This is a genomic window from Streptomyces racemochromogenes (assembly GCF_044129415.1).
Classification (GTDB): Bacteria; Actinomycetota; Actinomycetes; order Streptomycetales; family Streptomycetaceae; genus Streptomyces; species Streptomyces racemochromogenes_A.
The window spans coordinates 1-6,265 of sequence record NZ_JBBDHD010000227.1; the positions used below are offsets into that span (position 1 = coordinate 1).

Genomic DNA, 6,265 nt, shown 5'->3' on the forward strand with positions numbered 1-6,265 from the left:
CACAAGTTTGGGGGGGGGCGGGGGGTGTATCTTTTTGAGGCACGCGGCCCGGGACCCGGGGGGGGGGGGGGGGGGCCGGGCGCCGCCCCCCCCCCCCGCGGGGCCCCGGGGGGGCGGCACGGCGGCGGGGGCGACCCCGGTGCCGAGGTCCGCCAGCAGGGCGGAGAGGCGGTCGGCCACCGCACGGCGGGCGTCCTGGTCGAGGGCCGCCTGTGCGGTCGCCGCGCCGAGCTGCCCGATCAGGGCGAGTACGGCGGCCTCCGCGCCCGGGAGTTCGCCGTCGAGGTGGGCGGCGAGGGCTTGGGGGGTGGGGTGGTCGAAGACGAGGGTGGGGGTCAGGCGCAGGCCGGTCTCGGCGGTGAGCCGGTTGCGCAGTTCCACGGCGGTGAGCGAGTCGAAGCCGGCCTCGCGGAAGCTGCGGTCCACGCCGACGTCGGCCGGGCCGGCGAAGCCGAGGACGGCCGCGACCTCGGTGCGGACGAGGTCCAGCAGCAGGGCGGCCCGGTCGGCGCGGGACAGGCCCGTGATCCGCTCGGCGACGGTCGCCCGCCGGGCCGGACCGGCCGGTTCGGCCGCCCGGCCGGTGGCCGGGACGGTCCCGGGCGCTGGCGCGGGGGTCCGCAGGACGGGCGGCAGCCCGGGCGCGGCGGGGTCCACGCGCAGCGGCAGGAGGGCGGGCAGGCCGCTGCCGAGGGCGGCGTCGAAGAGGCGGAGGGCTTCGTCCCGGGCGAGCGGGACGAGCCCGGTGCGGCGCAGCCGGGCGGCGTCGGCGCCGTCCAGGGCGCCGGCCATGCCCTCGCCGGCCCAGGGGCCCCAGGCGAGGGAGACGGCGGGCAGGCCCTGGGCGCGGCGCCGGGCGGCGAAGGCGTCGAGGTGGGCGTTGGCGGCCGCGTACGCGGACTGTCCGGCGCTGCCGAGGAGTCCGGCGGCGGAGGAGAAGAGCACGAACGCGTCGAGCGGCAGGGCGGCGGTGAGTTCGTGCAGGACGCGGACGGCGTCCGTCTTGGGCCGCAGCACGGCTTCGAGGCGGGCCGGGTCCTGGGCGGTGAGGAGGCCGTCGTCGAGGACGCCGGCGGTGTGCACCACCGCGCTGAGGGGGTGCCCGGCCGGGATCCGGTCGAGGAGCGCGGCGAGGGCGGTGCGGTCGGCGGTGTCGCAGGCGGCGACGGTGACTTCGGCGCCCAGGGCGCGCAGGGCGGCGGCCAGGTCCCCGGCTCCGGGGGCGTCCGTGCCGCGGCGGCTGGTCAGCAGCAGGTGCCGTACGCCGTGTGCGGTGACCAGGTGGCGGGCGACGGCCGAGCCGAGGCCTCCGGTGCCGCCGGTGACCAGGACGGTGCCGTCGGGGTTCCAGGCCGCCGGGGCGGCGGCCTCGTCGCGGACCCGTACGACGCCGGGGGCGTGGGCGGTGCCGGCCCGGACGGCGAGTTCGGCGGCGCCGTCGCCGCGGGTGAGGGCGGCGGGCAGGGCGGCGTACGAGGCGGGGTCCTCGTCGGTGTCCACGAGGGCGAAGCGGCCGGGGTGTTCGGCGTTGCCGGAGCGCAGCAGCCCCCAGGCGACGGCGGCGGCGGGGTCGGTGACGGGTGCCCCGCCTCCGGTGTCGACGGCGCCGTGGGTGAGGACGGTGAGGCGGGCCCCGTCGGGCCGGTCGGCGGCGAGCCAGGCCTGGGCGAGGGCGAGCGTGCGGCGGCCCACGGCCTGCGGGTCGTCCTCGCCGCGCAGGTCGGCGACGGCGTGCAGGGCGTCGGCGGGTACGCCGTCCAGGGCCTCGGCCGGGTCGCCGGGGTGGTGTCGTACGGTCGCGCCGGTGGCGGCGAGGGCGTCGTCGAGGGCCGGGGCGGGCGAGCCGAGGAGGTGCCAGGCGGCTGGGGCGGGGGCGCCGGGGTCGGTGGGGAGCGGGGTCCAGGAGGGCCGGAGCAGCGGGGTGGGGCCGGTGGCCGCGGCGGCGATCCGGTCGGCGGCGACGCGGCGCAGGGCGAGGGAGCCGGCCGCGAACACGGGCCGGCCGTCGGGGGCGGCTGCGGTGACGGTGTAGGCGTCGGGGCCGGCCGGGGAGATCCGGACGCGCAGGGCGTCGGCTCCGCGGGCGTGCAGGGCGGCGCCGGTCCAGGAGAACGGGACGAGGCCGTGGGCGTCGGGCCGGGCGGCGGTGACGGCGTGCAGGGCGGCGTCCAGGAGGGCAGGGTGGAGGCCGTAGGAGGCGGCTTCGGCGGCCTCTTCGGGGCGCAGGGCGACGGTGGCGAAGACGTCGTCGCCGCGCCGCCAGGCGGCCCGCAGTCCCTGGAAGGCGGGGCCGTAGCCGATGCCGGCGGCGGCGAAGCGCTCGTAGGCGTCGTCGACGGCGACGGGTTCGGCGCCCTCGGGCGGCCAGACGGCTGCGGTGAGGCCGTCGAAGTCCGCGTCGGCGGGGGCGGCGGTGCGGCCGGTGGCGTGCGGGGTCCAGTCGGCGGGGCCGGTGGCGGCCGGGGCGGAGTCGACGCGGACGGGGCGGGTGCCGTCGGCGTCGGCGGCGCCGAGGTGGACGCGCAGCCGGACGGGTGCCGTGTCGGGGAGGACGAGGGGGTTCTCGAAGGTCAGTTCGGCGATGCCGTCCGTGCCGGCGGCGGTGAGGGCCAGTTCGAGCAGGGCGGTGCCGGGGACGACGGGGCGTCCGGCGAGGGTGTGCGCGGCGAGCCAGGGGTGGGTGGCGGTGGACAGGGTGGCGGTCCACACCGCGCCCTGTCCGTCGGGGAGTTCGACGCGGGCCGCGAGCAGCGGGTGTCCGGCGGTGTCCACGCCGGCGGAGGCCAGGGGGGCGGCCTGCCGGGCGGGGGCGTCGAGCCAGTACCGGGTGCGCTGGAAGGCGTACGTGGGCAGGGCGGCGGCGAGGCCGGACGGGGCGGCCTGCGGGGCGAGGGTGACGGGTACGCCGTGGACGTGGGCGGCGGCCGCGGCCCGGGCGAAGGTCTCCGTCTCGGGCTTGCCGCGCCGCATGACGGCGGCGGTGAGCACGCCGTCGGCGGGCTCCTCCTCCGCGTCCAGGGCGGTGCGGGTCATTGCGGTGAGGACGGCGTCGGGGCCGAGTTCGAGGAAGGTGTCGATGCCGTCGGCGCGCAGGGCGCGCACCCCGTCGAGGAACCGTACGGGCCGGCGCGCATGGCGGACCCAGTGGTCCGCGGTGCGCAGCGCGTCGCCGGTGGCGAGCTGTCCGGTCAGGTTCGACATGACAGGAATCCTGGGCGGGTGGTATTCGACGCTGCGAGCGATCTCCTCGAACTGTGTCAACATGCCGTCCATGTGCGGCGAGTGGAAGGCGTGACTGACGGTCAGGCGCTTCGCGGCGCGACCGCGGCTCTTCCAGTACTCGACCTGTTCGTCCACGTCGGAGGCGTCTCCGGCGACGACGACGGCCTGTGGTCCGTTGACGGCGGCGAGGCCGATCCGGGCCTCCCGGCCGGCGAGCCGGGGCAGCAGTTCCTCTTCGGACGCCTGGAGCGCGGCCATGGCCCCGCCCTCGGGCAGCCCGCCCATCAGGCGGCCGCGCGCGGCGACGAGCCGGGCGGCGTCGGGCAGCGAGAGCACCCCGGCGGCGTGGGCGGCGGTGAGCTCGCCGACGGAGTGTCCGGCGACCGCGTCGGGCCGTACGCCGCGGGCCGTGAGGAGCGCGAACAGGGCGGTGCCGAGGGCGAACAGGGCGGGCTGGGTGTACTGCGTGCGGTCGAGCAGTGCGGCGTCCGGGGTGCCGGGGGCGGCGAACATCACGGTGCGCAGGGGGCGGGGCAGGTGGGCGTCGAAGGCGGCGCAGGCCTCGTCGAGGGCGGCGGCGAACACCGGTTCGGCGGCGTACAGTTCCCGGCCGGCGCCGGGGCGCTGGCTGCCCTGCCCGGTGAAGAGGAAGGCGGTGCGGCGGCCGTCGGAGGCCCGTCCGGTGACGACGGACCGGGCGTCGGGGCGCTCGTCGGCGGCGAGCGAGTCGAGCCCGCGCAGCAGCGTGTCCGTGTCCCGGCCGAGGACGACGGCCCGTTCGGCGAAGGCGGTCCGGCCGTGGGCGAGTACGGAGGCCACGGCGCCGGGGTCGGCGGGCGCGGCCCGCAGATGGGCGGCGAGCCGCCGTGCCTGCTCCCGCAGCGCGGGCGCGCTGCGCGCGGACAGCGGCCAGGCGGTGGGTGCGGCGAAACCGGCCGCCGTTGCGGCGGCGGCCTGCTCCGGGACGGCCGGGGTTTCCCCGGCGGCCTGCGGCGGGGTGTCGGCTTCCAGGATGACGTGCGCGTTCGTGCCGCTCGCGCCGAAGGCGGAGACGGCCGCGCGGCGCGGGGCACCGGGGCGGTCCGGCCAGGGGGTGCGTTCCGTGAGGAGGGCGACCGCGCCGCCGGTCCAGTCGATGCGGGTGGACGGGGTGTCGGCGTGCAGGGTCTTCGGCAGGACCCCGTGCCGCAGGGCGAGGACCGTCTTGATGACGCCCGCCACTCCGGCGGCGGCCTGCGCGTGGCCGATGTTCGACTTGAGCGAGCCCAGCAGCAGCGGGGCGTCCGCGGGCCGGGCACGGCCGTAGGTGGCGAGGAGGGCGCCCGCCTCGATGGGGTCACCGAGGCCGGTGCCGGTGCCGTGCGCCTCGACGGCGTCGACCTGGTCGGCGGTGAGGCCGGCGTTCTTCAGGGCGGCGCGGATGACCCGTTGCTGGGCGGGCCCGTTGGGGGCTGTCAGCCCGGCGCCGCCGCCGTCCTGGTTGACGGCGGAGCCGCGCAGCACGGCCAGTACCGTCCGTCCCTCACGGCGCGCGTCGGACAGCCGCTGGAGCAGCAGCATGCCGGCGCCCTCGCCGAAGCCGGTGCCGTCGGCCGCGTCGGAGAACGCCTTGCAGCGGCCGTCGGCGGCGAGCCCGCGCTGCCGCGCGAAGTCGATCAGCATGGTGGGTGTGGACAGGACGGTCGCCCCGCCCGCGAGCGCCAGGTCGCACTCGCCGGCCCGCAGGGCCTGCGCGGCGAGGTGGACGGCCACCAGCGACGAGGAGCAGGCGGTGTCGACGGTGACGGCCGGGCCGCGCAGCCCGAAGGTGTAGGAGATCCGGCCGGAGGCGACGCTGCCCGCGCTGCCGTTGACGAGGTAGCCCTCAAGTCCCTCGGGGAGGGCCTCACCGGGGGTGTGGGGGACGCGGGCGCCGTAGTCGTCGTACATGACCCCGGCGTAGACGCCCGTGCGGCTGTCGCGCACCGCGTCCCGGCTGAGGCCGGCCCGTTCGAAGGCCTCCCAGGCGGTCTCCAGGAGGAGCCGCTGCTGGGGGTCCATGGCGAGGGCCTCGCGCGGGGATATGCCGAAGAACTCGGGGTCGAAGCCGGCGCAGTCGTGGAGGAATCCGCCTTCGCGGGCGTAGCTGGTGCCGGGGGCGTCGGGGTCCGGGTCGTAGAGGGCTTCGAGGTCCCAGCCCCGGTCCTCGGGCAGGCCGCCGATCGCGTCGGTGCCGGCGTCGAGGAGCCGCCAGAGGGCCTCGGGGGTGTCGGCGCCGCCGGGGAGGCGGCAGCTCATGGAGACGATCGCGATGGGTTCGCGGGCGCTCTCCTCCACGGCGCGCAGCCGTTCGCGGGTGCTGACGAGTTCGGCGGTGACCCGCTTGAGGTAGTCGCGGATCTTCGCCGAGTTGTCGGAGGCGCCGGCGGTGGGGGCGGGGGCGGTGTCCGTCACAACTGCTCCTCGATGAAGGCGAAAAGTTCCTCGTCGTCGGCCGACGCCAGCAGCGCGTCGGCGGCCGCGGCCGGGTCCGGGGCCGGGAGGCCGGACGCCGCGCCGGCCTGGTCCGCGGGCGGGCCGTCGGGGCGGCCGTCGGCGGCGGGACCGGAGGCCATGGCGGCGACGAGGCCGGTGAGCCGGCGGTGCACGGTCTCGCGGCGGATGTCGTCGGCGGCGAGGACCGCGAGGGCGGCCTCCAGGGCGGCGAGCCCGGCGAGGGCGGCGTCGCCGGCCTCCCGGCCGCCGGACGCGGCGGTGTGCAGTTCCTCGCCGATGTGCTCGGCGAGGGCCTGCGCGGTGGGGTGGTCGAAGACGACGGTGGCGGCGAACCGCAGTCCGGTGGCGGCGGCCAGCCGGTTGCGCAGTTCGACGGCGGTCAGGGAGTCGAAGCCGGTCTCGCGGAACGGCCGCGCGGCGTCGACGGCTTCCGGGCCGGTGAAGCCGAGGACCCCGGCGACCTCGGTCCGCACGAGCGTGAGCAGTTCCCGGCCGCGGGCGGCCACGTCGACGCCCTCGCCCAGCACCGCCGGGCCGCCGGACTGCCCGCCCTCTCCCTGGCCTGGGG

Annotated in this window: 2 protein-coding genes; both read right to left on the minus strand. The window is 78.5% G+C overall.

The features are described from left to right. Positions 1-5,655 (minus strand): type I polyketide synthase (locus WDV06_RS35815; protein ID WP_463668237.1); only part of this gene is annotated, 5,655 nt, incomplete at its 3' end. After that, the coding region (locus WDV06_RS35820; protein WP_395513996.1) for an acyl carrier protein at positions 5,652-6,265 on the minus strand (614 nt) is incomplete at its 5' end. The genes WDV06_RS35820 and WDV06_RS35815, both read right to left, overlap by 4 nt.